23 protein-coding genes and 1 pseudogene are annotated in these 21485 nt (G+C 61.5%); 11 read left to right on the top strand and 13 right to left on the bottom strand.

The genetic code is table 11. The features are described 5' to 3' along the window. Window positions 1-24: 24 nt before the first annotated feature. Both ftsZ and lpxC read left to right on the top strand, forming a co-directional pair. Window positions 25-1179 (top strand): cell division protein FtsZ, encoded by a 1155-nt coding sequence (gene ftsZ, locus AC6BYQ_RS16475; protein WP_004932757.1) that lies wholly within the window; start codon window positions 25-27, stop codon window positions 1177-1179. Between the two features lie 103 nt (window positions 1180-1282). Continuing rightward, window positions 1283-2200, top strand: coding sequence for a UDP-3-O-acyl-N-acetylglucosamine deacetylase (lpxC, locus tag AC6BYQ_RS16470; protein ID WP_498057227.1), 918 nt, complete (start codon window positions 1283-1285; stop codon window positions 2198-2200). Window positions 2201-2313: 113 nt separating this feature from the next. Here the strand turns inward: lpxC and AC6BYQ_RS16465 are convergent, their stop codons facing one another. Further along, window positions 2314-2829 carry a DUF721 domain-containing protein gene (locus AC6BYQ_RS16465; RefSeq protein WP_019455076.1) on the bottom strand — a complete coding sequence of 172 codons (516 nt, stop codon included), beginning with the start codon at window positions 2827-2829 and terminating at the stop codon, window positions 2314-2316. Between the two features lie 26 nt (window positions 2830-2855). Here AC6BYQ_RS16465 and secM point away from each other — a divergent pair, with 26 nt between their 5' ends. The 3 genes from secM to mutT all read left to right on the top strand — a co-directional run bounded on the left by secM (window position 2856) and on the right by mutT (window position 6662). Then, window positions 2856-3386: a secA translation cis-regulator SecM gene (secM, locus tag AC6BYQ_RS16460; RefSeq protein ID WP_043128869.1), complete on the top strand. Its 531-nt coding sequence runs from the start codon at window positions 2856-2858 to the stop codon at window positions 3384-3386. A gap of 82 nt (window positions 3387-3468) precedes the next feature. After that, complete coding sequence (gene secA, locus AC6BYQ_RS16455) at window positions 3469-6177, top strand: preprotein translocase subunit SecA (protein WP_025159645.1); 2709 nt, start codon at window positions 3469-3471, stop codon at window positions 6175-6177. Window positions 6178-6257: 80 nt separating this feature from the next. Beyond that, window positions 6258-6662, top strand: coding sequence for an 8-oxo-dGTP diphosphatase MutT (mutT, locus tag AC6BYQ_RS16450; protein WP_435981594.1), 405 nt, complete (start codon window positions 6258-6260; stop codon window positions 6660-6662). Window positions 6663-6701: 39 nt separating this feature from the next. Here the strand turns inward: mutT and yacG are convergent, their stop codons facing one another. Further along, window positions 6702-6893 carry a DNA gyrase inhibitor YacG gene (gene yacG, locus AC6BYQ_RS16445; protein WP_019455080.1) on the bottom strand — a complete coding sequence of 64 codons (192 nt, stop codon included), beginning with the start codon at window positions 6891-6893 and terminating at the stop codon, window positions 6702-6704. A gap of 51 nt (window positions 6894-6944) precedes the next feature. Then, window positions 6945-7685, bottom strand: a pseudogene (zapD, locus tag AC6BYQ_RS16440) (cell division protein ZapD); the annotation flags it as partial. On the opposite strand from zapD, the gene AC6BYQ_RS16435 reads away from it, so the two are divergent. Continuing rightward, window positions 7573-7803, top strand: coding sequence for a hypothetical protein (locus AC6BYQ_RS16435; protein ID WP_227414610.1), 231 nt, complete (start codon window positions 7573-7575; stop codon window positions 7801-7803). The pseudogene zapD and the gene AC6BYQ_RS16435 overlap by 113 nt on opposite strands. Here the strand turns inward: AC6BYQ_RS16435 and coaE are convergent. Beyond that, window positions 7703-8317 carry a dephospho-CoA kinase gene (gene coaE, locus AC6BYQ_RS16430; protein WP_498057225.1) on the bottom strand — a complete coding sequence of 205 codons (615 nt, stop codon included), beginning with the start codon at window positions 8315-8317 and terminating at the stop codon, window positions 7703-7705. The two genes, AC6BYQ_RS16435 and coaE, sit on opposite strands and share 101 nt — an antisense overlap. A 351-nt stretch (window positions 8318-8668) precedes the next feature. On the opposite strand from coaE, the gene AC6BYQ_RS16425 reads away from it, so the two are divergent. Next, window positions 8669-9712 (top strand): GMP reductase, encoded by a 1044-nt coding sequence (locus AC6BYQ_RS16425; protein ID WP_015376656.1) that lies wholly within the window; start codon window positions 8669-8671, stop codon window positions 9710-9712. Between the two features lie 51 nt (window positions 9713-9763). On the opposite strand, the gene hofC is transcribed toward AC6BYQ_RS16425, so the two are convergent. The 4 genes from hofC to nadC all read right to left on the bottom strand — a co-directional run bounded on the left by hofC (window position 9764) and on the right by nadC (window position 13926). Beyond that, a complete protein-coding gene (hofC, locus tag AC6BYQ_RS16420) occupies window positions 9764-10963 on the bottom strand; it encodes a protein transport protein HofC (RefSeq protein WP_498057224.1) in 1200 nt (399 codons plus the stop codon). After that, the gene (gene gspE / locus AC6BYQ_RS16415) at window positions 10960-12402 is read right to left on the bottom strand and encodes a type II secretion system protein GspE (RefSeq protein WP_498057223.1); all 1443 of its coding nucleotides are present in this window, start codon (window positions 12400-12402) and stop codon (window positions 10960-10962) included. The genes hofC and gspE overlap by 4 nt, the downstream gene beginning before the upstream one ends. Window positions 12403-12407: 5 nt before the next feature. Beyond that, window positions 12408-12845, bottom strand: a complete 438-nt coding sequence (gene ppdD, locus AC6BYQ_RS16410; RefSeq protein WP_063918162.1) for a prepilin peptidase-dependent pilin — start codon at window positions 12843-12845, stop codon at window positions 12408-12410. A gap of 190 nt (window positions 12846-13035) precedes the next feature. Next, window positions 13036-13926 carry a carboxylating nicotinate-nucleotide diphosphorylase gene (gene nadC / locus AC6BYQ_RS16405; protein ID WP_074055940.1) on the bottom strand — a complete coding sequence of 297 codons (891 nt, stop codon included), beginning with the start codon at window positions 13924-13926 and terminating at the stop codon, window positions 13036-13038. 84 nt (window positions 13927-14010) lie between these two features. Here nadC and ampD point away from each other — a divergent pair, with 84 nt between their 5' ends. Both ampD and ampE read left to right on the top strand, forming a co-directional pair. Beyond that, window positions 14011-14607, top strand: coding sequence for a 1,6-anhydro-N-acetylmuramyl-L-alanine amidase AmpD (gene ampD / locus AC6BYQ_RS16400; protein ID WP_498057222.1), 597 nt, complete (start codon window positions 14011-14013; stop codon window positions 14605-14607). Further along, window positions 14607-15461: a beta-lactamase regulator AmpE gene (gene ampE / locus AC6BYQ_RS16395; protein ID WP_063918164.1), complete on the top strand. Its 855-nt coding sequence runs from the start codon at window positions 14607-14609 to the stop codon at window positions 15459-15461. Before ampD ends, ampE begins: the two co-directional genes overlap by 1 nt. Window positions 15462-15521: 60 nt before the next feature. On the opposite strand, the gene hemL is transcribed toward ampE, so the two are convergent. After that, window positions 15522-16811: a glutamate-1-semialdehyde 2,1-aminomutase gene (gene hemL, locus AC6BYQ_RS16390; RefSeq protein ID WP_015376661.1), complete on the bottom strand. Its 1290-nt coding sequence runs from the start codon at window positions 16809-16811 to the stop codon at window positions 15522-15524. 174 nt (window positions 16812-16985) lie between these two features. On the opposite strand from hemL, the gene clcA reads away from it, so the two are divergent. Then, window positions 16986-18425, top strand: a complete 1440-nt coding sequence (gene clcA / locus AC6BYQ_RS16385; protein ID WP_498057221.1) for a H(+)/Cl(-) exchange transporter ClcA — start codon at window positions 16986-16988, stop codon at window positions 18423-18425. Between the two features lie 89 nt (window positions 18426-18514). Beyond that, complete coding sequence (gene erpA / locus AC6BYQ_RS16380; protein ID WP_019455090.1) at window positions 18515-18859, top strand: iron-sulfur cluster insertion protein ErpA; 345 nt, start codon at window positions 18515-18517, stop codon at window positions 18857-18859. A 56-nt stretch (window positions 18860-18915) separates the two neighbouring features. Here the strand turns inward: erpA and AC6BYQ_RS16375 are convergent, their stop codons facing one another. From AC6BYQ_RS16375 to mtnN, 4 genes are all read right to left on the bottom strand, one after another. Beyond that, on the bottom strand, window positions 18916-19149 hold the full coding sequence (locus tag AC6BYQ_RS16375; RefSeq protein WP_498057220.1) for a hypothetical protein: 234 nt from the start codon (window positions 19147-19149) through the stop codon (window positions 18916-18918). 201 nt (window positions 19150-19350) lie between these two features. Continuing rightward, window positions 19351-19965: a TRIC cation channel family protein gene (locus AC6BYQ_RS16370; RefSeq protein WP_019455092.1), complete on the bottom strand. Its 615-nt coding sequence runs from the start codon at window positions 19963-19965 to the stop codon at window positions 19351-19353. After that, complete coding sequence (gene btuF, locus AC6BYQ_RS16365; RefSeq protein WP_498057255.1) at window positions 19965-20720, bottom strand: vitamin B12 ABC transporter substrate-binding protein BtuF; 756 nt, start codon at window positions 20718-20720, stop codon at window positions 19965-19967. The genes AC6BYQ_RS16370 and btuF overlap by 1 nt, the downstream gene beginning before the upstream one ends. A 52-nt stretch (window positions 20721-20772) precedes the next feature. Further along, the gene (gene mtnN / locus AC6BYQ_RS16360) at window positions 20773-21474 is read right to left on the bottom strand and encodes a 5'-methylthioadenosine/S-adenosylhomocysteine nucleosidase (RefSeq protein ID WP_019455094.1); all 702 of its coding nucleotides are present in this window, start codon (window positions 21472-21474) and stop codon (window positions 20773-20775) included. Between the last annotated feature and the right edge of the window lie 11 nt (window positions 21475-21485).

Raw genomic sequence — 21485 nt, 5'->3', positions numbered from 1 at the left:
ACAGGCACAAAACGGAGAGAAACTATGTTTGAACCAATGGAACTAACCAATGACGCGGTGATTAAAGTCATCGGCGTCGGCGGCGGCGGTGGCAACGCCGTTGAACACATGGTGCGCGAGCGCATCGAAGGTGTTGAATTCTTCGCTGTGAACACGGACGCCCAGGCGCTCCGCAAAACGGCGGTTGGCCAAACCATCCAGATTGGTAGCGGTATTACCAAAGGTCTGGGTGCGGGCGCGAACCCTGAAGTGGGTCGCAATTCAGCGGAAGAAGACCGCGAAGCCCTGCGCGCAGCGCTGGACGGCGCAGACATGGTCTTCATCGCGGCCGGCATGGGCGGCGGTACCGGTACCGGTGCGGCGCCAGTGGTGGCTGAAGTGGCTAAAGATTTGGGTATTCTGACCGTGGCCGTGGTGACCAAGCCTTTCAACTTCGAAGGCAAAAAGCGCATGGCATTCGCGGAGCAGGGTATCGCTGAACTGTCCAAACACGTGGACTCGCTGATCACCATCCCGAACGACAAACTGTTGAAAGTTCTGGGTCGTGGCATCTCTCTGCTGGACGCGTTCGGCGCGGCCAACGACGTGCTGAAAGGCGCGGTGCAGGGTATCGCCGAGCTGATCACCCGTCCGGGCCTGATGAACGTCGACTTCGCCGACGTGCGCACCGTGATGTCCGAAATGGGCTACGCGATGATGGGTTCCGGCGTCGCTTGCGGTGAAGACCGCGCCGAAGAAGCGGCCGAAATGGCGATCTCCAGCCCGCTGCTGGAAGACATCGATCTGTCTGGCGCGCGCGGCGTGTTGGTCAACATCACCGCCGGCTTCGACCTGCGTCTGGATGAGTTCGAAACCGTGGGTAACACCATCCGCGCGTTCGCCTCCGACAACGCGACCGTGGTTATCGGTACCTCGCTGGATCCGGAAATGAACGACGAACTGCGCGTCACCGTGGTGGCGACCGGTATCGGCATGGACAAGCGTCCTGAAATCACCCTGGTGACCAATAAGCAGGCCAGCCAGCCGGTGATGGATCACCGTTACCAGCAGCACGGTATGTCGCCTCTGCCGCAGGAAGTGAAACCTGCCGCCAAGGTGGTCAACGACCAAGCTGCGCAGCCGAATAAAGAGCCCGACTATCTTGATATTCCAGCCTTCCTGCGTAAACAGGCAGACTAAGAATATCCTGAGAATTTGGAATCTCCGCTCTTTGTGCTAAACTGTCCCGCCAGCCTTGCTGTATGCTTGGCTGGTAGGATGGATAACATTGCGAGATAAAACGATGATCAAACAAAGGACATTAAAACGTATTGTTCAGGCGACTGGTGTCGGTTTGCATACCGGCAAGAAAGTCACGCTGACAATGCGCCCAGCGCCGGCTAATACCGGGGTCATCTATCGTCGCACTGACTTGAATCCACCGGTTGATTTTCCGGCTGATGCAAAATCCGTGCGTGATACCATGCTCTGTACTTGCCTGGTGAATGAGCATGACGTGCGTATTTCGACCGTTGAGCACCTCAACGCCGCGCTGGCTGGGCTGGGCATCGACAACATCGTCATTGAAGTCGACGCCGCTGAAATCCCAATCATGGACGGCAGCGCCAGTCCGTTCGTGTTCTTGCTGCTGGATGCCGGCATCGAAGAACTGAACTCGGCGAAGAAATTCCTGCGTCTGAAAGAGACCGTGCGCGTTGAAGATGGCGACAAGTGGGCCGAGCTGTCCCCGTATAACGGGTTCCGCCTGGACTTCACCATCGACTTCAACCACCCGGCTATCGACGCCAGCTCTCAGCGCTATCGTCTCGATTTCTCGGCTGAGTCGTTCGTGCGTCAAATCAGCCGCGCGCGTACCTTCGGGTTCATGCGTGACATCGAATACCTGCAGTCCCGCGGCCTGGCCCTGGGCGGCAGCTTCGATTGCGCCATCGTGGTGGATGATTACCGCGTGCTGAACGAAGACGGTCTGCGTTTCGAAGACGAGTTCGTACGTCACAAAATGCTGGACGCCATCGGCGACCTGTTCATGTGCGGCCACAACATCATTGGCGCGTTCACCGCGTACAAGTCTGGCCACGCGTTGAACAACAAACTGCTGCAGGCCGTGCTGGCCAAGCAGGAAGCGTGGGAATACGTGACCTTCCAGGACGAAGCCGAAATGCCATTGGCATTCAAGGCGCCGTCTACCGTATTGGCGTAAGGTCTGAATTCCTCGCCTGCGAGTAACGGCAGGCGCATCCCCTGAGAGCCTGAGCATTCAGGCTCACGAGGGTGTGATGTCGGCTGCCCGATGTTTTGCAGTTGTGTCGCTGATTACTTATCACGACTGGTTGTGTTGGTACCCTCTCCGGCCAATGCAGCCAGCCGTTCCAATATCTTGCGCAGTTTCTCCGGGCTACGGCTCGCCAATCCCCTCAGCTCTTCTGCACTTTCCAGACTCAAATGGCGCATCGGCACGGGTTTTTCCGGCGCTTTTTCGGCGCTTTGTACCTGGTTGCTGCCTTTCGCCATCAAGGCCGGATTAATCCTGATGTCGATCGACGACAATGATGGTAGAATTTGCGCTCGTAGTGCAGACAGCAAAGCGGGTTGTTCGTAGCGCAAGCGCATCATCCAACTGGCATTTGCCGTTTCGAGCACTAAAATACCCTGTCGGAAATTCGCGACGCGGCACCAGGGATGCAGGGGAGCGGGCAACAGGCCCTTCACTGCACGGTTAAGCTTGAGCAGCGCCACCGCGCGTTGCTGGACGTTATGCAGCGGCCCTTTGCTGCCGGCAGACGCGTCGTCGAACAGGACATCTAATAATTGTGGACGGCTATCGCGCATAATGGGCTCCGGCGGATTATAAACTCGTGATCGGTATTCTAAATCGTTGGCGACAATTTGGCAGACGTTATTTCTGGCCCCATCTCCTGTTAGGGATGGTTGCGGCCACGCTTGGCGCGTCTTCCAATTTGTCCGGCGCTCCCGATCAGGCCGCACTGCCGAGCACATCGTCCAGCCTTAACCGGCAAAATTCGGCCAACGGCGCTTTCAACAGCCTGGCCCTGCTGCAGGACGCGCACCGCCGCCCTACCTTCAGCGTAGATTACTGGCAGCAGCATGCGCTGCGCACCGTCATTCGTCACCTCTCTTTCGCGCTGGCGCCGCAGGCGGTTTATGCGCGGGTGCAGGAGAGCGAAGCCGAAGCGGAACCCCCTTTGCAGGTGGCGCAACTGGCGCTGCTTTCTACTCTCAACGCGCTGCTGACGCACGAGCCGAAGCCGCCGACCATCATTCGTCACACACACCTTGAGGTGCTGCCAACGCTGGCGCGGCACCAGACCGGCCTGTGGGTGGCGCAGGTACAGGGCATTCGTGCCGGGCCTGCCGCGCTCGTCTGACTCCGCCCTTAGGGCACAAAAACCATAAATAATAGCAAGTTGACTGCCGTATTCGGCCGTCATGACAGAGATATCAAACATCATGTTAGTGAAATTATTAACCAAAGTTTTTGGTAGCCGTAACGATCGTACCCTGCGCCGCATGCGCAAAGTGGTTGAGCAGATCAACCGCATGGAACCGGACATGGAAAAACTGTCCGATGACGAGCTGAAAGCGAAAACCAACGAGTTCCGCGCGCGCCTGGAAAAGGGCGAGTCGCTGGAAAGCCTGATCCCCGAAGCCTTCGCCGTGGTGCGTGAGGCGAGCAAGCGCGTGTTCGGCATGCGCCACTTCGACGTGCAGCTGCTGGGCGGCATGGTGCTGAACGACCGCTGCATCGCCGAGATGCGCACCGGTGAAGGTAAAACCCTGACCGCGACGCTGCCGGCTTATCTGAACGCCCTGAGCGGCCGCGGCGTGCACGTCGTGACCGTCAACGACTACCTGGCGCAGCGCGACGCCGAAAACAACCGTCCGCTGTTCGAGTTCCTCGGCCTGAGCATCGGCATCAACCTGCCGGGCATGCCGGCGCCGGCTAAGCGCGAAGCTTACGCCGCCGACATCACCTACGGCACCAACAACGAATACGGCTTCGACTACCTGCGCGACAACATGGCGTTCAGCCCGGAAGAGCGCGTGCAGCGCAAACTGCACTATGCGCTGGTGGATGAGGTGGACTCCATCCTGATCGATGAAGCGCGTACGCCGCTGATCATCTCCGGCCCGGCCGAAGACAGCTCCGAGATGTACATCAAGGTCAACAAGCTGATCCCTAAACTGATCCGCCAGGAAAAAGAAGACTCCGACACCTTCAAGGGTGAAGGGCACTTCTCGGTGGATGAAAAGGCGCGTCAGGTGCACCTGACCGAACGCGGCCTGATCCTGATCGAAGAGATGCTGGTGGAAGCCGGCATCATGGATGAAGGCGAGTCGCTGTACTCACCGACCAACATCATGCTGATGCACCACGTGACCGCCGCGCTGCGCGCCCACGTGCTGTTCACCCGCGACGTCGATTACATCGTGAAAGACGGCGAAGTGATCATCGTTGACGAACACACCGGCCGTACCATGCAGGGCCGCCGTTGGTCCGACGGTCTGCACCAGGCGGTGGAAGCCAAAGAAGGCGTGGAGATCCAGAACGAGAACCAGACGCTGGCTTCGATCACCTTCCAGAACTACTTCCGTCTGTACGAGAAGCTGGCCGGCATGACCGGTACCGCCGATACCGAAGCCTTCGAATTCAGCTCGATCTACAAGCTGGACACCATCGTGGTACCCACCAACCGTCCGATGATCCGTAAGGACATGCCGGATCTGGTGTACATGACCGAGAAAGAGAAGATCGGCGCCATCATCGAAGACATCCGCGAGCGCACCGCCAAAGGCCAGCCGGTGCTGGTGGGCACCATCTCAATCGAGAAATCCGAAGTGGTTTCCCATGAGCTGACCAAAGCGGGCATCGAGCACAAGGTGCTGAACGCCAAATTCCACGCCATGGAAGCGGACATCGTCGCCCAGGCCGGCCAGAGCGGCGCGGTGACCATCGCCACCAACATGGCGGGCCGTGGTACCGATATCGTGCTGGGCGGCAGCTGGCAGGCCGAAGTGGCGCTGCTGGAAGCGCCGACCGAAGAGCAGATCGAAGCCATCAAAGCCGCCTGGAAAGTGCGCCATGACGCGGTGCTGGCGGCGGGCGGCCTGCATATCATCGGTACCGAGCGCCATGAATCGCGCCGTATCGATAACCAGCTGCGCGGCCGTTCCGGTCGTCAGGGCGACGCCGGTTCATCCCGCTTCTACCTGTCGATGGAAGATGCCCTGATGCGCATCTTCGCCTCGGATCGCGTGTCCGGCATGATGCGTAAACTGGGTATGAAAGAAGGCGAAGCGATTGAGCACCCGTGGGTGACCAAGGCGATCGCCAACGCCCAGCGCAAGGTGGAGAGCCGCAACTTCGACATCCGTAAGCAACTGCTGGAGTACGACGACGTCGCCAACGATCAGCGTCGCGCCATCTACAGCCAGCGTAACGAATTGCTGGACGTGTCCGATGTGAGCGAAACCATCGCCAGCATCCGCGAGGACGTGTTCAAGAGCACCATCGACAACTACATCACACCGCAATCGCTGGAAGAAGAGTGGGATATTCAGGGGCTGGAAGAGCGCCTGAAGAACGACTTCGATCTGGAGATGCCGATCGCACAATGGCTGGACAAAGAGCCGGAGCTGCACGAAGAAACGCTGCGCGAACGCATTCTGGAGAACGCCAAAGAGCAGTACCAGCGTAAGGAAGAAGTGGTCGGCAGCGAAATGATGCGCAATTTCGAGAAGGGCGTGATGCTGCAGACGCTGGACTCCCTGTGGAAAGAGCACCTGGCGGCGATGGACTACCTGCGTCAGGGCATCCACCTGCGTGGCTATGCGCAGAAGGATCCGAAGCAGGAGTACAAGCGTGAATCCTTCAACATGTTCGCCACCATGCTGGAATCGCTGAAATACGAAGTGATCAGCGTGCTGAGCAAGGTACAGGTGCGGATGCCGGAAGAGGTGGAGGCGCTGGAACAGCAGCGTCGTGAAGAGGCTGAGCGCCTGGCGCAGCACCAACAGCTGAGCCACCACGACGAAAACGCGCTGGTGACCGAAGATCCGAATGCCCCGGCGATCGCCGAGCGTAAAGTGGGCCGCAACGATCCTTGCCCATGTGGCTCCGGCAAGAAGTTCAAGCAGTGCCACGGCCGCCTGCAGTAATGCCGGCCGCGGTTAACCGATAACACCCAGGGGTTCAGCTTGCTGAGCCCCTGTTTTTTGGCACCCATCAGGAGGGTGAGATGAAACATCTGAATATCGCCGTGGGCATTATCCGCAATGCTCAACAGGAGATCTTTATTACCCGCCGCGCCGCCAATGCGCACATGGCCGGTTTTTGGGAGTTTCCCGGCGGCAAGATCGAACAGGGTGAAACGCCTGAACAGGCGCTGAGCCGTGAGCTGCGTGAAGAGACCGGTATCGAAGCCGAGCGCGCCGAACTGCTGGAGGTGGTGGAGCATCGCTTCAGCGATCGCATCGTGACGCTGAATTTTTATCTGGTTGAGCGTTGGGCGGGCGAGCCGTTTGGCCGCGAGGGGCAACCGATGCGCTGGGTCAAACAGGCGGAGCTGCAAGAAGAAGAGTTCCCGGAAGCCAACGCCGGTATTATCCAACTGCTGGTGGCACAGGCGAACGCCGCGCAATAACAAGATTGGCCTGGCGGGCGCCAGGCCTTCAACCGGCGACTAGCGGTCGTCGAGTTCGCTCCAGTCTTCGCTTTCCGACAGATCGCTGTTGCTCGGAATACGCTTCTCTTCATCGGCCCATTCGCCAAGATCGATCAGCTGGCAGCGCTTGCTGCAAAACGGCCGGAACGGGCTGACATCGCCCCAAACCACGCCGGTGCCACAGGTTGGGCATTTCACTACGGTCGTCATAACGGTTCCTTACGCCTTCTGACAGTGCTGAGAAGGCTTTCTTTCACGGGTTCAACAACAGGCCAGTTCGAACGTCAGGCGTTCAGGCACCACGCCGTTTTCACTGTCGAGCGGCAGGAAACGGATGGCGTAACGCGTCTTGTGGCCGGAAATCTGCGGATAAAGCTGCGGCGCCAGATGGAGACGCAGACGCAGCAGATCCGCCCCTTCGGCGTTGTCCTGGAAAAAGCCGTTCAGGCTGATTTGATTGCGGAACGGCCCGGATTGACGGATCAGATCCAACACCATGATCAACGCTTGATTCAGCGGCTCCAGCGATTGCAGCCAGGCGGCGACGTCGGCGTCGCGATCCTGCTGCGGCGCGTGCATCCACATGTGCAGGGTCGGCAGATCGAAGCTGCAGCAGCCGCCAGGGATGTTCAGCCGCTGGCGCACCAGGGCGATCAGCCGATCTTCACGCAGCGCCTGACCGAGGCGAGGCGCCGCCATCAGCGCTGATGAACGCGACTTCAGCTGGCCGCGCAGCTGATCGATCAGCGCCATATCCACGCCCGGCACATCGGCCCAAGCCAACAATTTCTGCTGCTGACGTTCCAGCTCCTTGAGCAGTTCGGTGCGCACCTCGCCACGCTCCAGTACGTCCAGCAAATCGGAGACGGTGCGGAAAAAGGTGAGGGCGATAGCTGTTTCACTCAGGGCACGTTGGCCGTGCAGCTGTTGCAGCAAAAATTCGATGCGCAGCCAGGTGCGCATCTTCTCGTTCAGCGGGTGTTCAAAGAGAACGGTTGGGGAAACATCACTCATGCAGTTTAATCCTGTTGGGGCGCTGTTGCCGCCAGTTCAAGGTAGCGACGATGCAGTGCGGCGACCCGTGGCTCTATCCCCTGAGCGGCGCCGCTGTTGTCAATAATGTCATCCGCCACGGCGAGGCGCTGCTGGCGCGTGGCCTGGGCGGCGAGAATGCTTTGCGCTTGCTCACGGCTGACGCCGTCGCGCGCGATGGTGCGAGCCAACTGGGTTTCGGCATCGACGTCGATCACCAGTACGCGATCGGCGCGATCCTGCAGGCCGTTTTCCACCAGCAGCGGCACTACCCACAGCGCGTAAGGGCTGGCGGACTGCGCCAGCTGGCGCTGGGTTTCGCGGTGTATCAGCGGATGCAGCAGTTGGTTCAGCCAGGCTTTGTCATCGGGGTGGCTGAAAATGCGCTGGCGCAGCGCAGCGCGGTTCAATGCGCCGTCGGGCAGCAACATTTCATTACCAAATCGTTCGGCGATCGCGGCCAAAGCAGGGGTGCCCGGCTCGACGACCTGACGGGCGATCACGTCGGCATCGACGATGGTTGCGCCGTGGCGCGCGAAGGCGTTTGCGACGGTCGTTTTGCCGCTGCCTATGCCCCCGGTCAACGCAACAATGTAGGCCATGGTGTTAGGTGCATCCGATGTTCATAAAAAAATAATAGACGAATCATAAAGCGATCGCGCAGAAGTGCAAGTCGACAGGCGGCGGGCCTGCCAGGGCGGCGAGAAAAAGCGCAGCGGCACGGCAAAAATGAGCGGGCAATCACACTGCGGTTATGCAGGTAAATTTGTCGGATTGTAGCGTAAATAAAGGCGAATTCGCAGTCTTGTTCGGCGATTATTAGCGCGTATTATAACGTCACTGGAACTGGCATTAATCTCGCCGCCGTCTTTTTGCGCCACTGGAAAGCCGTCGGGCAGAGGTTCGAATATCCTCCTTGCGATCCGTCGCCATTAACCAGGAAATCATAAGTCATGCGTATTGAAGAAGATTTGAAGTTGGGCTTTAAAGACGTGTTGATCCGCCCTAAGCGCTCCACGCTGAAAAGCCGCTCCGAGGTTGAACTGGAACGTCAGTTTACCTTCAAGCATTCAGGTTGCAGCTGGTCCGGCGTGCCGATTATCGCCGCCAACATGGACACGGTGGGCACCTTCCGCATGGCCGAGGCCCTGGCTTCTTTCGACGTTCTCACCGCCGTACACAAACATTACAGCGTCGAGCAATGGGCTGACTTCGTGCAGCGCATGCCGGAATCGGTGCTGCGCCACGTCATGGTGTCCACCGGCACCTCCGAAGCCGACTTCGCCAAAATGCAGCAGATCCTGGCCTTGTCTCCGGCGCTCAAATTCATCTGCATCGACGTGGCCAACGGCTACTCTGAACATTTCGTCGCCTTCCTGCAGAAAGCGCGCGAAGCCTGCCCGAATCACGTGATCTGCGCCGGCAACGTAGTGACCGGCGAGATGGTGGAGGAGCTTATCCTCTCCGGCGCCGACATCGTTAAGGTCGGCATCGGCCCGGGTTCAGTCTGTACCACCCGCGTGAAGACCGGCGTGGGCTACCCGCAGCTGTCGGCGGTGATCGAATGCGCCGATGCGGCCCACGGGCTGGGCGGCCAAATCGTCAGCGACGGCGGCTGCTCGGTGCCGGGCGACGTTGCCAAAGCCTTCGGCGGCGGTGCTGACTTCGTGATGCTGGGTGGCATGCTGGCCGGCCACGACGAGTGCGAAGGTACCGTGGTGGAAGAGAACGGCGAGAAGTTCATGCTGTTCTACGGCATGAGCTCCGAGTCGGCGATGAAGCGCCACGTCGGCGGCGTGGCGGAGTATCGCGCGGCCGAAGGCAAAACCGTCAAGCTGCCGCTGCGTGGCGAGGTGGAATTTACCGTGCGCGATATCCTCGGCGGCCTGCGCTCCGCCTGCACCTACGTCGGTGCCGAGCGCCTGAAAGAGTTGACCAAGCGCACCACCTTTATCCGCGTGGCGGAGCAGGAAAACCGCGTCTTCGGCAGCAAATAAGCCGCACCTTGCATTCGGGCGCAGCGCACAGCGGCGCCCGCTATCTTCTCTCTATCCCAGCACGCTGCCCAGTTGAAAAATAGGCAGGTACATGGCGATCACCAAAGCACCGACAATCCCGCCCACCACCAGCATCAGCAGCGGCTCCAGCGTTTGCGCCAGCGTATCGGCCAGCTCGTGCGTCTGCCGTTCGTACCACTGCGCCAATTTATCCAGCAAGGCGTCCAGCGAACCGGATTCTTCGCCCACCCGCACCAGCTGCCGGCACAGCGGCGGAAACAGCGGTTGCAGGCCCAGGGCATGATGAAACGCCTCGCCTTCGGCGATCTGCCGCTGCACCTGCTCCAGCGCCTGTCGGTACAGCAGATGATCCGCCGCCAGCGCCGCCGCGTTCAACCCTTCCACCAGCGTCAGCCCCGCGCGTTGGGTCATGGTCAGAATACGAAAGGTTTGGCTCAGCGCGCCGCCGCTCACCAGCCGGGCGATCAGCGGCAGGCGCAGCAAGGCTGCCTGTTCACGTCGGCGCCATGGCGGGCGTGGATGCAGCCAGCGGCAATAGCCGAGCAGCAATGCGCCGAGCAGCAGCGCCAAATAGGGGCCAACGGCGATCAGCAGCGCGGACACCCTCAATAACCCTTGGGTAAACCAGGGCAGCGGCGCATCGAATGACTGATAAACCTTGGCGAATTCCGGCAGCACCATCACCAGCATCAGCACGCTGACCAGCAGCGCCACCGCACAGATGAAGAGGGGATACCGCAGCGCTTTGGTCACTTTGCGGCGCAGCATCAGCTGGGCTTCCTGTTGTTGTGCCAGCTGCAGGCAGCAGCGATCGAGGTTGCCGGTCAGTTCGCCGATGGCGATCAGTTGGCGATAGATAAGTGGAAAAACGCCTGGCTGCGCGGCAAGGGTTTCGGAGAGCGGCTGCCCTTCGCGCACCTGTTCTGCCAACTGGCGCAACAGGCAACGCCAGGCTGCCGAAGGGTGCTCTGCCGCCAGCAGCTGCAACGTATTGACCAGCGGCAACCCGGCCTGCAACAGGGTGGCGAGTTGGCGGGTGAAGTGGATTAAGGGCTCTCCGCGCCACTGGCCGGGCGGGACGCGTTTGCCGTACCCAATCCGCCAGGGTTGCAGGCCTTGTTCGATCAGCCACTGGCTCACCTGGCGTTTTTCATCACTCATCAGTTCGCCACGGCGTAAGGCGCCCTGAGCGTCGAGAGCCTGCCAAAGGAACAGCCGACGCGCTTTCATGGCGCGATTGTGCCGGGCTGGACGACGTCGATCACGCGGTACAGTTCTTCCAGTGAAGTCGTGCCTTCGGTGGCCAGCGCCAGACCCGCCTGCAGCAGCGAAAGCTGCCCCTGCTCGCGGGCGATATCCGCCAGCAGAAGAGGGGGGGCGTTCGCCAGCAAGGCCGCCTGTATTTCCGGCGTAATGGCCAGCAGCTCATACACGCCGATGCGACCATAGTAACCGCCGAAGCAGTGCTCACAGCCATCGGCGCGCCAGGCGGTCAGCGGTTCCGGCCAGATCGAGGCGGGAAAATGCGCCGGCTGGCTGTGCGGGTAGCGACAGTGGCGACACAGCCTGCGTACCAGCCGCTGCGCGACGACCAGCTTCAGGCAGCCGGCGAGCAGGTAGCCGGGGATCCCCATATGCATCAGCCGCGTCAGGGTTTCAGCCGTGGAGTTGGTATGCAGCGTCGACAGTACCAGGTGGCCGGTTTGTGCGGCCTTGACTGCGATCTCGGCAGTTTCCGCATCGCGGATCTCGCCGATCATGATGACATCCGGATCCTGGCGCAGCAGGGCGCGCAGCACCCTAGCGAAGTTCAGATCGGTTTTGGCGTTGATCTGGGTCTGATTGACGCCGAACAGCGGGATCTCGACCGGATCTTCGACGCTGCACAGGTTGCTTTGCGCATCGTTCAACTGGCGCAGCCCGCTGTACAGCGTTACCGTCTTGCCGCTGCCGGTTGGGCCGGTCACCAGGATCAAACCTTGCGGGCAGGCTAACGCCGCCGCGTAGCGCGCCAGATCCGCCCGACTCATGCCCAGTTGATCCAGCGGCAGATCCTGTTGCTCTCCCTGTTGAACGCGCAGCACCACCTTCTCGCCATGCAACGTCGGCAGGGTGGCGATGCGCATGGCATAGCGCGCACCGTCCAGCGTCAGGCTGAGCTGCCCGTCCTGAGGCTGCCGGCGTTCGGCGATATCCAACTGGCCGAGGATCTTCAGCCGGGCGATAAGGCGCGCGGTCAGCTGCGGCGGCGGTGAGGCGAAGGTTTGCAGCACGCCGTCGATGCGCAGGCGCAGGCGAAAATGCTGCCGAAAGGGTTCGAAGTGGATGTCCGAAGCGCGGCGTTGGATGGCCAGGCGCAGCGTCTGGTTGATGAACTGCACTACCGGTGCATCGCCGTCGTCGGCGTAGGCGATGTCGGCGGCGTCCTCTTCGGCCGCCAGCGGCGCCGCGAGCGGCTCGTGGCGTTGGTTCAGCGCCAGCTCAAGCCTGGCCGCCGGCCACTGTTCCAGGTGGATGCGTTTGCCGGTAGCGAAGCGCAGCGCCGCCAGCAATCCTTGCGGCGCTTCTTCGCTGAGCGCGACCGTCAGGGTGGTCGGGTCTTCGTTCAGCGCCAGCGCCTGATAGCGCCGGCACAGGGCGTGAACCTCCTCGCTGATTTGTACGCTCATCGCCGTTACTCCGCTGCGTTATCGAAGCGGAAGACTTCCTGGCACACCTCAACCAGCGTGGCGTTTTCGCTGCTGCACAGCCGGCTCCAGCGGGTCAGCCCTTCGGCGTTCGCTGTGGGGGTTAACGCCACCGCCAGCCCCTGCAGCGTCTGAGCGCCGGTCAGCGTGATCACGCCTTTGACGACCTTCACTCCGCTGACGTAACGCGATGTGCCGCCGGTGGGAATGCCTTTGCTGCCGGCCTCGCAGCCGGCGGGGGCGCCTTCATCCAGCACGCACAGCTCAACCGCCAGCTTATACGGCGCCATGGTTTGCAACATGTCGGTCATCGCCGCTTTTTGAATGTAGCGCTGGTAGGCGGGAATGCCGATGGCGCTGAGGATGGCGATGATGGCGATCACCACCATCAGTTCTATCAGGGTAAAGCCGCGTTGCGTTTCCATACGTTGTTTCCTCCATTGGGGTGTGGAAGGCAACGGTAGCGGCTTGCTTGGGGGCACGGCGAGGGGCTTTTGCGCGTTTCTCGGCGCGCTTCCATCAGTAATGACGTTGTTTGCAGCGGTAAATAAAACAGTGCGAGGGGGTTCGCAATTTTACGGTAACGCCCCCGACAGCGGCCGGGGGCGAGGGGGATCACTTGAAGCGCATCGACAGATCGAGCGCGGTCACATGCTTGGTCAGCGCGCCGACCGAAATGTAATCCACGCCGGTTTCGGCGAAGGTGCGCAGCGTCTCGCTGGTGACGTTGCCGGACACTTCCAGCTGGGCGCGTCCCTGGGTCTGGGCGACCGCCTGACGCATCATCTCGACGCTGAAGTTGTCCAGCATGATGATGTCGGCGCCGGCATCCAGCGCCTGCTGCAGTTCATCGAGCGATTCGACCTCCACTTCCACCGGCACATCGGCGTGCAGCCAGAAGGCTTTTTCCACCGCGTTCTTGATAGAACCGGAGGCGATGATGTGGTTTTCCTTGATCAGGAAGGCGTCGGAGAGCCCGAGCCGGTGGTTGCTGCCGCCACCGCACAGCACGGCGTATTTCAGCGCGGTGCGCAGGCCGGGCAGGGTCTTGCGGGTATCGAGCAGGCGAGTCCGGGTGCCTTCCAGCAGGGCCACATAGCGGCTGACTTCGGTTGCCACGCCGGAGAGCGTCTGCACGAAGTTCAGCGCGGTGCGCTCGCCGGTCAGCATCACTCGCGCGGGGCCGCGCAGCCGGCAAAGCGGCTGGTTCGGTGCCAGACGATCGCCGTCCGCCACCAGCCACTCCACCTGCACCTGATTGCCCAGTTGAATAAAGACCTCATTCAGCCAACGGCGGCCGCAGAACACACCGGCTTCGCGGGTGATGACGGTGGCTTCGGCCTGCTTGTCAGCCGGTAACAATTGCGCGGTAATATCGCGCCCGGCGTCGACTTCACCCCCCAGGTCTTCGCGCAGCGCCTGGGCGACGGCATAGGGAATATCACTTTCAATTCGTTCAAGAAGCTCGGTGCGGCGACTGTCGGCACTGTAGCGGCGTGTCGGCATGGAAAACTCCGAAATGGACGGTTAGATCGTAGGGGAACATGCTACTCTGTTGCAGGAATAAGTACCACCGCAGAGAGGTGTCTGATGCAGTTGGAAAATGGCTGGATTGTCGGGGCGACGCGAGTGGTCTCGCCGCACTGCGATCGTCGCCCGGATGACGAGCTCCCCTCGCTGCTGGTCATCCACAATATCAGCCTGCCGCCCGGCGAGTTCGGCGGCCCCTATATCGACCAGCTGTTCACCGGCACGCTCGATCCCGCGCAGCATCCTTATTTCGCTGAAATCCATCAGCTGCGGGTGTCGGCGCACTGTCTGATCCGCCGCGACGGGGCGATCGTGCAGTATGTGCCCTTCGACCAGCGCGCCTGGCACGCGGGCGTGTCCCTGTATCAGGGGCGCGATCGGTGCAACGATTTCTCCATCGGCATCGAGCTGGAAGGCACCGATTGGCTGCCCTACACCGAGGCGCAATATCGCGCGCTGCAGGCGGTCACCGCGCTGCTGGCCGAACATTACCCGCCGCTGGCGGAAAATATCGCCGGGCATTGCGATATCGCCCCCGGCCGCAAGACCGATCCCGGGCCGGCGTTCGATTGGGATCGCTATCTGGCATCTCTGGAACAACGCGGCGTGCCCGACGACGCTATGCTTGAGACAAGAAAAAGGGAGAGGAATCGCTAATGACGCTGTTTACGCTGTTGCTGGTTTTGGCCTGGGAGCGCCTGTTTAAGCTGGGTGAACACTGGCAGCTGGATCACCGTCTCGAAGTGGTGTTTCAGCGGCTGCATCGGGTTTCGCTGGCGCAGACGCTGGCGATGACGGCCGCCTGGATGGTGATCGTCTGGGGCATTCTGTGGTTGTCGCACGGGTTATTCTTCGGCGTGGTGACGCTGCTGCTGTGGATCGTTATCGATCTGCTGTGCGTCGGCGCCGGCATCAAGCGTAAACACTACCGGGCTTATCTGAAAGCGGCGCGGCAGGGGGATACTCACGCCAGCGATCAGATGGCGGAAGAGCTGGCGTTGATCCACGGCTTGCCGGTGGACTGCAGCGAAGAGCTGCGCCTGCGCGAGCTGCAAAATGCGCTGCTGTGGATCAACTTCCGTTATTACCTGGCGCCGCTGTTCTGGTTTGTGGTGTTTGGGCCTTATGGGCCGATAGCGCTGGCGGGTTATGCTTTCCTGCGCGCCTATCAAACCTGGCTGGCGCGCCACAATACGCCGCTGGAGCGTTCGCAGTCGGGCATCGATCACCTGTTGAACTGGCTAGACTGGATCCCGGTGCGTTTAGCCGGGGCTGCCTATGCGCTGTTCGGCCACGGCGAGCGCGCGCTGCCGGCCTGGTTCGCTTCGTTGGGGGATCTGCACTCGTCGTCGTATCAGGTGTTAACGCGGCTGGCGCAGTTCTCGCTGGCGCGCGATCCGCATATGGATCCGGTGCAAACGCCGCGGGCGGCGGTGACGCTGGCGCGCAAGGTGACGATGATCATCGTGGTGGTAGTGGCGCTGCTGACCATTTACGGCACGCTGCTTTAAGCCGCTGCGAAAAGCAAAACGGGCGCCGAGGCGCCCATTTTTTTGGCCATTCGGCCGGGATTAGAGCTTGGCGAAACAGCGACGCGCGGCGTCGATGGTGCGCTGGATGTCTTCCTTGCTGTGCGCCACGGACATAAAGCCCGCTTCGAAGGCGGACGGCGCCAGATACACCCCTTCTTCCAGCATCAGGTGGAAGAAGCGCTTGAAGCGCTCCACGTCGCACTGCATGACGTCCTGGTAGCAGGTGACCGCTGGCGCGTCGGTGAAGAACAGGCCGAACATGCCGCCGACGTTGTTGACCACCAACGGGATGTTCTCTTCCTGCGCCGCGTGCAGCAGGCCCGCGGCCAGCATTTCGGTCAGTTCGGTCAGCGTCTGGTGCACGCCGACCTGCGACACTTCGGTCAGGCAAGCGTAGCCCGCCGCCATGGCGATCGGGTTGCCGGACAGGGTGCCCGCCTGGTAGACCGGGCCGGTCGGCGCCAGCGCGTCCATCACCTCGCGACGGCCGCCGAAGGCGCCCACCGGCATGCCGCCGCCGATGATTTTGCCGAGACAGGTCAGATCCGGCTCAACGCCGTAATAGGATTGCGCGCCGGCCAGCGCCACGCGGAAGCCGGTCATCACTTCGTCGATGATCAGCAGCGCGCCGTATTTGTCGCACAGGGCGCGCAGGCCCGGCAGGAATTCCGGCAGCGGCGGCACGCAGTTCATGTTGCCGGCGACCGGCTCGACGATGATGCAGGCGATCTCGGATGGGTATTGCTCGAAGGCAGCGCGCACCGAGTCCAGATCGTTATAGGTGCAGGTCAGGGTGTGCTTGGCGAAATCGGCCGGCACGCCCGGTGAGTTCGGCTGGCCGAGGGTCAGTGCGCCGGAACCGGCTTTCACCAGCAGGCAATCGGCGTGGCCGTGGTAGCAGCCTTCGAACTTGATGATTTTATCCCGGTTGGTGTAGCCGCGCGCCAGACGAATGGCGCTCATGGTGGCTTCGGTGCCCGAGTTCACCATGCGCACCATATCCATGGTCGGCACCAGTTCGGTGACCAACTGCGCCATTTTGACTTCCATCTCGGTCGGCGCGCCAAAGCTCAGGCCGCGCTGTGCCGCTTCGATTACCGCGTCGCGGATCGCCGGGTGGTTGTGCCCCAGCACCATCGGCCCCCAGGAACCGACATAGTCGATATAGGCCTTGCCGTCGGCATCGAACAGGTAAGCCCCGTCTGCCCGCTCGATAAACAGCGGCACACCGCCCACGCCGGTGAATGCACGCACCGGAGAGTTCACCCCGCCGGGGATCAACTGTTGCGCCTGGGCGTACAGACTTTCGGACTTGCTGTGTAGGCTCATAAATCGGCTCCTGGATTCTCTTTTGAATGATTTGACCGCGCTATTCTAGAGGAGAGCGCCGCGTTATGAAACGATCACAGTCAGATACCATTAACGGCAGCGCCCGCCGCCGGCTTGGGGTAGAATAACCGCCTTGCCTATTTGTATTACAAATTACCTGACGAATCACTCGCGATGACTGAATCACAATCACAGCCTGCAGGGGCATTGAGCCCGCGTCTTAGCCGCAGCGATGCGGTGCGCCAGTTTATCCGCCGCGATAAAACGCCGGTGGCGATCCTGTTGATGGCCGCGCTGGTGGGAACGCTGGCCGGCTTGCTCGGCGTGGCCTTCGATAAAGCGGTGGAGTGGGTGCAGCAGCAGCGGCTGGCTTCACTGGCGCAGGTCGCCGATTCCTGGCTCCTGGTGTGGCCGCTGGCGTTTATCCTGTCCGCCGCGCTGGCGGCGCTGGGTTATTACCTGGTGCGCCGCTTTGCGCCGGAAGCGGGCGGCTCGGGCATTCCGGAGATCGAAGGTGCGCTGGAGGAGCTGCGGCCGGTGCGCTGGTGGCGCGTGATCCCGGTGAAATTCATCGGCGGCATGGGCACGCTGGGGGCGGGCATGGTGCTGGGGCGCGAAGGGCCCACGGTGCAGATGGGCGGCAACGTCGGGCGCATGGTATTGGACGTGCTGCGCATTCGCGGCGCCGAGGCGCGCCATTCGCTGCTGGCGACCGGGGCCGCCGCCGGCTTGTCCGCCGCGTTCAACGCGCCGCTGGCCGGCATCCTGTTCATCATCGAAGAGATGCGGCCGCAGTTTCGCTACAACCTGATCTCGATTAAAGCGGTATTCATCGGCGTTATCATGTCGAGCGTGGTGTTCCAGCTGTTTAACGGCCAGGGATCGGTGATCGAAGTCGGCAAGCTTTCTTCGGCGCCCATCAATACCCTGTGGCTCTATCTGGTGCTGGGGGCGATCTTCGGCGCGGTGGGCGTGGGATTCAACGCGTTGATCTTCCGCACCCAGGACATGTTTGCGAGCCTGCACGGCGGCAGAATGCGCAATGTCTTGCTGATGGGTGGGCTACTCGGCGGCGTGTGCGGCATTCTGGGGCTGATTCAGCCGGAGGCGGCGGGCGGCGGCTTTGGGCTGATCCCGATCGCCGCGGCGGGCAATTACAGCGTCGGCATGCTGATGTTTATCTTTATTACCCGTATCTTCACCACACTGCTGTGCTTCGGTTCCGGCGCGCCGGGCGGCATCTTCGCGCCGATGCTGGCGTTGGGCACGCTGTTCGGCACCGCCTTCGGGCTGGCGGGGGCGCACCTGTTCCCGCAATACGGCATCGAGGCGGGCACCTTCGCCATTGCCGGCATGGGGGCATTGTTCGCCGCGACGGTGCGCGCCCCGCTGACCGGCATCGTGCTGGTGCTGGAAATGACCGACAACTACCAGCTGATTTTACCGATGATCATCACCTGCCTCGGCGCCACGGTGGTGGCGCAACTGCTCGGCGGCAAGCCGCTGTATTCGTCGATCCTGGCTCGCACGTTGCAAAAGCAGGAAGCGCAGCTGGCGCGAGAAGCGGCGGAGAAAACAGGTAAGGAAAATACAACAAATGCGGTGAATACTTGAACGCAACACTCAGGTATCGGATAATCGTTAATATTAATCAGGCGGCCATAGTAGCGATCTGATGCTGAACAATGTTGGGAGTAAAGACTATGAGTGATGAAACGGCACTGCCCCTGCAATTTACCGAGGCAGCAGCAAACAAGGTGAAGTTCCTGATTGCTGACGAAGAAAACCCGAACCTGAAGTTGCGGGTTTACATTACCGGTGGCGGCTGCAGCGGATTCCAGTACGGCTTCACTTTTGACGACAAGGTCAACGATGGCGATATGACCATCGAGAAGCAGGGCGTAGCGCTGGTGGTCGATCCGATGAGCCTGCAGTATCTGGTGGGCGGTTCGGTGGACTACACCGAAGGGCTGGAAGGGTCGCGCTTCGTGGTGACCAACCCGAATGCCAAAACCACCTGCGGTTGCGGTTCTTCGTTCAGCATCTGAGTTCGCCTGTCAGAATATCAACCCGCTCGCCTGCCGGCCGGCGGGTTTTTTTATGTCTACCATTCCACCAGGATCACTTCCGCGTCGTTCTCCTGCGTCGGTGGGGTGCGGATGACCTTGGGCTGCGCCGCCGCATGGCTGCATTCGGCCTGTGGCGCAGCGGCTTCGAGGCGCACGGCGCATTGCGGTTCAATGGTCAGGGTAACGCCGATCTGGCCGCTGACGGCATCGGCATAGACGGCGCCACTCAGCAGAGCGCCACAGCAGGCAAGCAGAATTTTTTTCATCATTGCGGGAATAGCCATCCGTAAGCAATCTTGTGATGACTTATCGGCAAAAAGTTAAAAAGTTTTAACAGCGCGGGGAAAGCCTTAACCTGAGGGTTACAGAATTTTACATCGTCACTACGCTATTTTTCGGGCGAAAATAATACCACCAAACCCGTTTTTAGTCTAATAAATCACCAGGCCGCCGTCCCGAAGGACGACGGCTCAGCGTTCGAGGATAAAGGCGGGCAGTTTGAGATGCCAACGAATGGCCGCCAGCCGAATGGCCAGGGTGATGAGCATGCCCAGCATCATGGCCTGCTGCAGCGGCATACCGAAGGTATAAAACGCCGTGGCGTGCACGATGCCGCCGATGATGCAGGCGGTGGCGTAAATTTCGGTGCGCAGAATCATCGGGATCTCGCGCGCCAGCACGTCGCGGATAATGCCGCCGCCGACGCCGGTGATCACCCCCATGCAGATCGCTACCAGCGGGCCGGTGCCGGCCGCGAAGGCCTTGTTGACGCCGATACCGACGAACACCGCCAGCCCGACGGCGTCCAGCACCGGCAGCACCCACTTCGGCAGGCGGCGCGGCTGGCGTACCAGCAGCAGCGTCAAGACGCAGGTGATCATCGCCACCACCAGGTCGGTGGGATCCTTGACCCAGAATACCGGGCCGTTGGCCAGTGCCATATCGCGGATGGTGCCGCCGCCGACCGCGGTGACCACGCCCAATACCAGCACGCCGAACGGATCCATGCGCAGCTTGCCGGCCAGCAGTACGCCGGAGACGGCGAACACCGCGGTGCCGAGAATATCCAGCCAGAACACCAACATCAGCGGATCTCCGCCAACTGGCGGCACAGCTGCTGCGCTGCCAACAGGATGCGCGGCCCGCCGCGATTGAACCAGTCTTCGTTCAGCGCGATCACCGGCACCTGCAGCTGCGGCGCCCAGAAGGCCTTCACATTGGCGGCCTCTTTTGCGCCGCCGGTGATGACGATGGCCTGCGGTTGACGCGCCAGCACCTGCTCGCGGCTGATCTGCGGCCAAGGGGTGCGGCTGTCGGCGAAGACGTTCTGCGCGCCGCACAGCGTCAGCACCTGGCTCTGCAGCGTGGCGCCGGAGCTGGTGAACAGCGGCTGGGTGCCGAACTGTAGCAGCACCCGCCGCGGCGGGTTGGCGGCGTACTGTTGCTTGAGAGCGGCGAACTGGCGGCGAAGGGCATCCGCCGCCTGATGCGCCTGGTCCGGGTGCGGGCTGTAGCGCGCCAGCTTGTCCAACAGGCCGGCGAGCCCTTCGAGATTGTCGGCGTCCGCATAGAAGATCGGGATGCCGAACGCGGCGAGCTGATCCAGCACGCGCTGCGGATTGCCGCCGCGCCAGGCGAGGATCAGGTCCGGCTTCAGCGCCAGCACCCGTTCCAGATTGATGCCCTGCCAGGAGGCCACCTGCTCCAGCCTGGCGGCCTGTGGCGGATAATCGGAATAGGCGCTCGCCGCCACCAAGACATCGCCCATGCCGGCGGCATAGGCGAGTTCGGTGGCGTTGGGCGCCAGGCTGATCACCCGCTGGGCGGCGCCGGCCGGCATGGCCAGCCAGAGCGCCAGCAGCCAGAACGCCGAGGTGAAGCGCAGCCTCACATCAACCGCGCTTGGCCAGGGTTTGCAGCATGGCGTTGACCATCAGCGTAGACTGTTTGGCCGCCACCACCAGGAACTCGTCAAAGCTCATGTGCGACTCGCTGTCGGCGACGTCGGAAATGGCGCGCACCACCACGAACGGCGTGCCGAACAGATGGCAGACGTGGGCGATCGCTGCGGCTTCCATTTCCACCGCGGCGACGCGCGGGAAGGTAGCGCGAATGCGCGCCAGCGGCTCGGCGCCGTTGATGAAGGCGTCACCGCTGCAAATCAGGCCGCGCACCGCGTGCAGATCCAGCTGTTTGATGCAGCTTTCCGCCAGTGCGATCAGCGCGTCGTCGGCGACGAACGCCGCCGGGCAGCCGGCCATCTGGCCCGGCTCGTAACCGAAAGCGGTAACGTCGGCGTCGTGGTAGCGCACTTCTTCCGATACCACGATATCCCCCACGCGCAGCGTGCTGGCCAGGCCGCCGGCGGAGCCGGTGTTGATCACCACGTCCGGGCTGCAGTGTTCCAGCAGCAAGGTGGTGCCCATGGCGGCAGAGACTTTGCCGATGCCGGATTTCAGCAGGGCCACTTCAACGCCGCCGATCTGGCCGGTGTAGATTTCGCAGCCCGCACGTTGGATGGTTTGACGGTTTTCGATTTGATCGCGCAGCAGGGTGACTTCCTGCTCCATTGCGCCGATGATGCCTACTTTCATAAATAACACTC

The sequence above is a fragment of the Serratia sp. LTN-2 genome, assembly GCF_059740205.1.
This window is presented reverse-complemented; position numbering and strand designations above follow the sequence as displayed.

Excerpts from the sequence above, each read along its gene's own strand:
- hemL (WP_015376661.1), bottom strand. The coding sequence starts at position 16,811 with ATGAGCCTACACAGCAAGTCCGAAAGTCTGTACGCCCAGGCGCAACAG.
- lpxC (WP_498057227.1), top strand. The coding sequence starts at position 1,283 with ATGATCAAACAAAGGACATTAAAACGTATTGTTCAGGCGACTGGTGTC.
- clcA (WP_498057221.1), top strand. The coding sequence starts at position 16,986 with ATGACTGAATCACAATCACAGCCTGCAGGGGCATTGAGCCCGCGTCTT.
- gspE (WP_498057223.1), bottom strand. The coding sequence starts at position 12,402 with ATGAGCGTACAAATCAGCGAGGAGGTTCACGCCCTGTGCCGGCGCTAT.
- yacG (WP_019455080.1), bottom strand. The coding sequence starts at position 6,893 with ATGACGACCGTAGTGAAATGCCCAACCTGTGGCACCGGCGTGGTTTGG.
- mutT (WP_435981594.1), top strand. The coding sequence starts at position 6,258 with ATGAAACATCTGAATATCGCCGTGGGCATTATCCGCAATGCTCAACAG.
- mtnN (WP_019455094.1), bottom strand. The coding sequence starts at position 21,474 with ATGAAAGTAGGCATCATCGGCGCAATGGAGCAGGAAGTCACCCTGCTG.
- secA (WP_025159645.1), top strand. The coding sequence starts at position 3,469 with ATGTTAGTGAAATTATTAACCAAAGTTTTTGGTAGCCGTAACGATCGT.
- AC6BYQ_RS16375 (WP_498057220.1), bottom strand. The coding sequence starts at position 19,149 with ATGATGAAAAAAATTCTGCTTGCCTGCTGTGGCGCTCTGCTGAGTGGC.
- coaE (WP_498057225.1), bottom strand. The coding sequence starts at position 8,317 with ATGGCCTACATTGTTGCGTTGACCGGGGGCATAGGCAGCGGCAAAACG.
- AC6BYQ_RS16370 (WP_019455092.1), bottom strand. The coding sequence starts at position 19,965 with ATGTTGGTGTTCTGGCTGGATATTCTCGGCACCGCGGTGTTCGCCGTC.
- ampD (WP_498057222.1), top strand. The coding sequence starts at position 14,011 with ATGCAGTTGGAAAATGGCTGGATTGTCGGGGCGACGCGAGTGGTCTCG.
- ppdD (WP_063918162.1), bottom strand. The coding sequence starts at position 12,845 with ATGGAAACGCAACGCGGCTTTACCCTGATAGAACTGATGGTGGTGATC.
- erpA (WP_019455090.1), top strand. The coding sequence starts at position 18,515 with ATGAGTGATGAAACGGCACTGCCCCTGCAATTTACCGAGGCAGCAGCA.
- btuF (WP_498057255.1), bottom strand. The coding sequence starts at position 20,720 with ATGCCGGCCGGCGCCGCCCAGCGGGTGATCAGCCTGGCGCCCAACGCC.
- nadC (WP_074055940.1), bottom strand. The coding sequence starts at position 13,926 with ATGCCGACACGCCGCTACAGTGCCGACAGTCGCCGCACCGAGCTTCTT.
- AC6BYQ_RS16425 (WP_015376656.1), top strand. The coding sequence starts at position 8,669 with ATGCGTATTGAAGAAGATTTGAAGTTGGGCTTTAAAGACGTGTTGATC.
- ftsZ (WP_004932757.1), top strand. The coding sequence starts at position 25 with ATGTTTGAACCAATGGAACTAACCAATGACGCGGTGATTAAAGTCATC.
- ampE (WP_063918164.1), top strand. The coding sequence starts at position 14,607 with ATGACGCTGTTTACGCTGTTGCTGGTTTTGGCCTGGGAGCGCCTGTTT.
- hofC (WP_498057224.1), bottom strand. The coding sequence starts at position 10,963 with ATGAAAGCGCGTCGGCTGTTCCTTTGGCAGGCTCTCGACGCTCAGGGC.
- AC6BYQ_RS16465 (WP_019455076.1), bottom strand. The coding sequence starts at position 2,829 with ATGCGCGATAGCCGTCCACAATTATTAGATGTCCTGTTCGACGACGCG.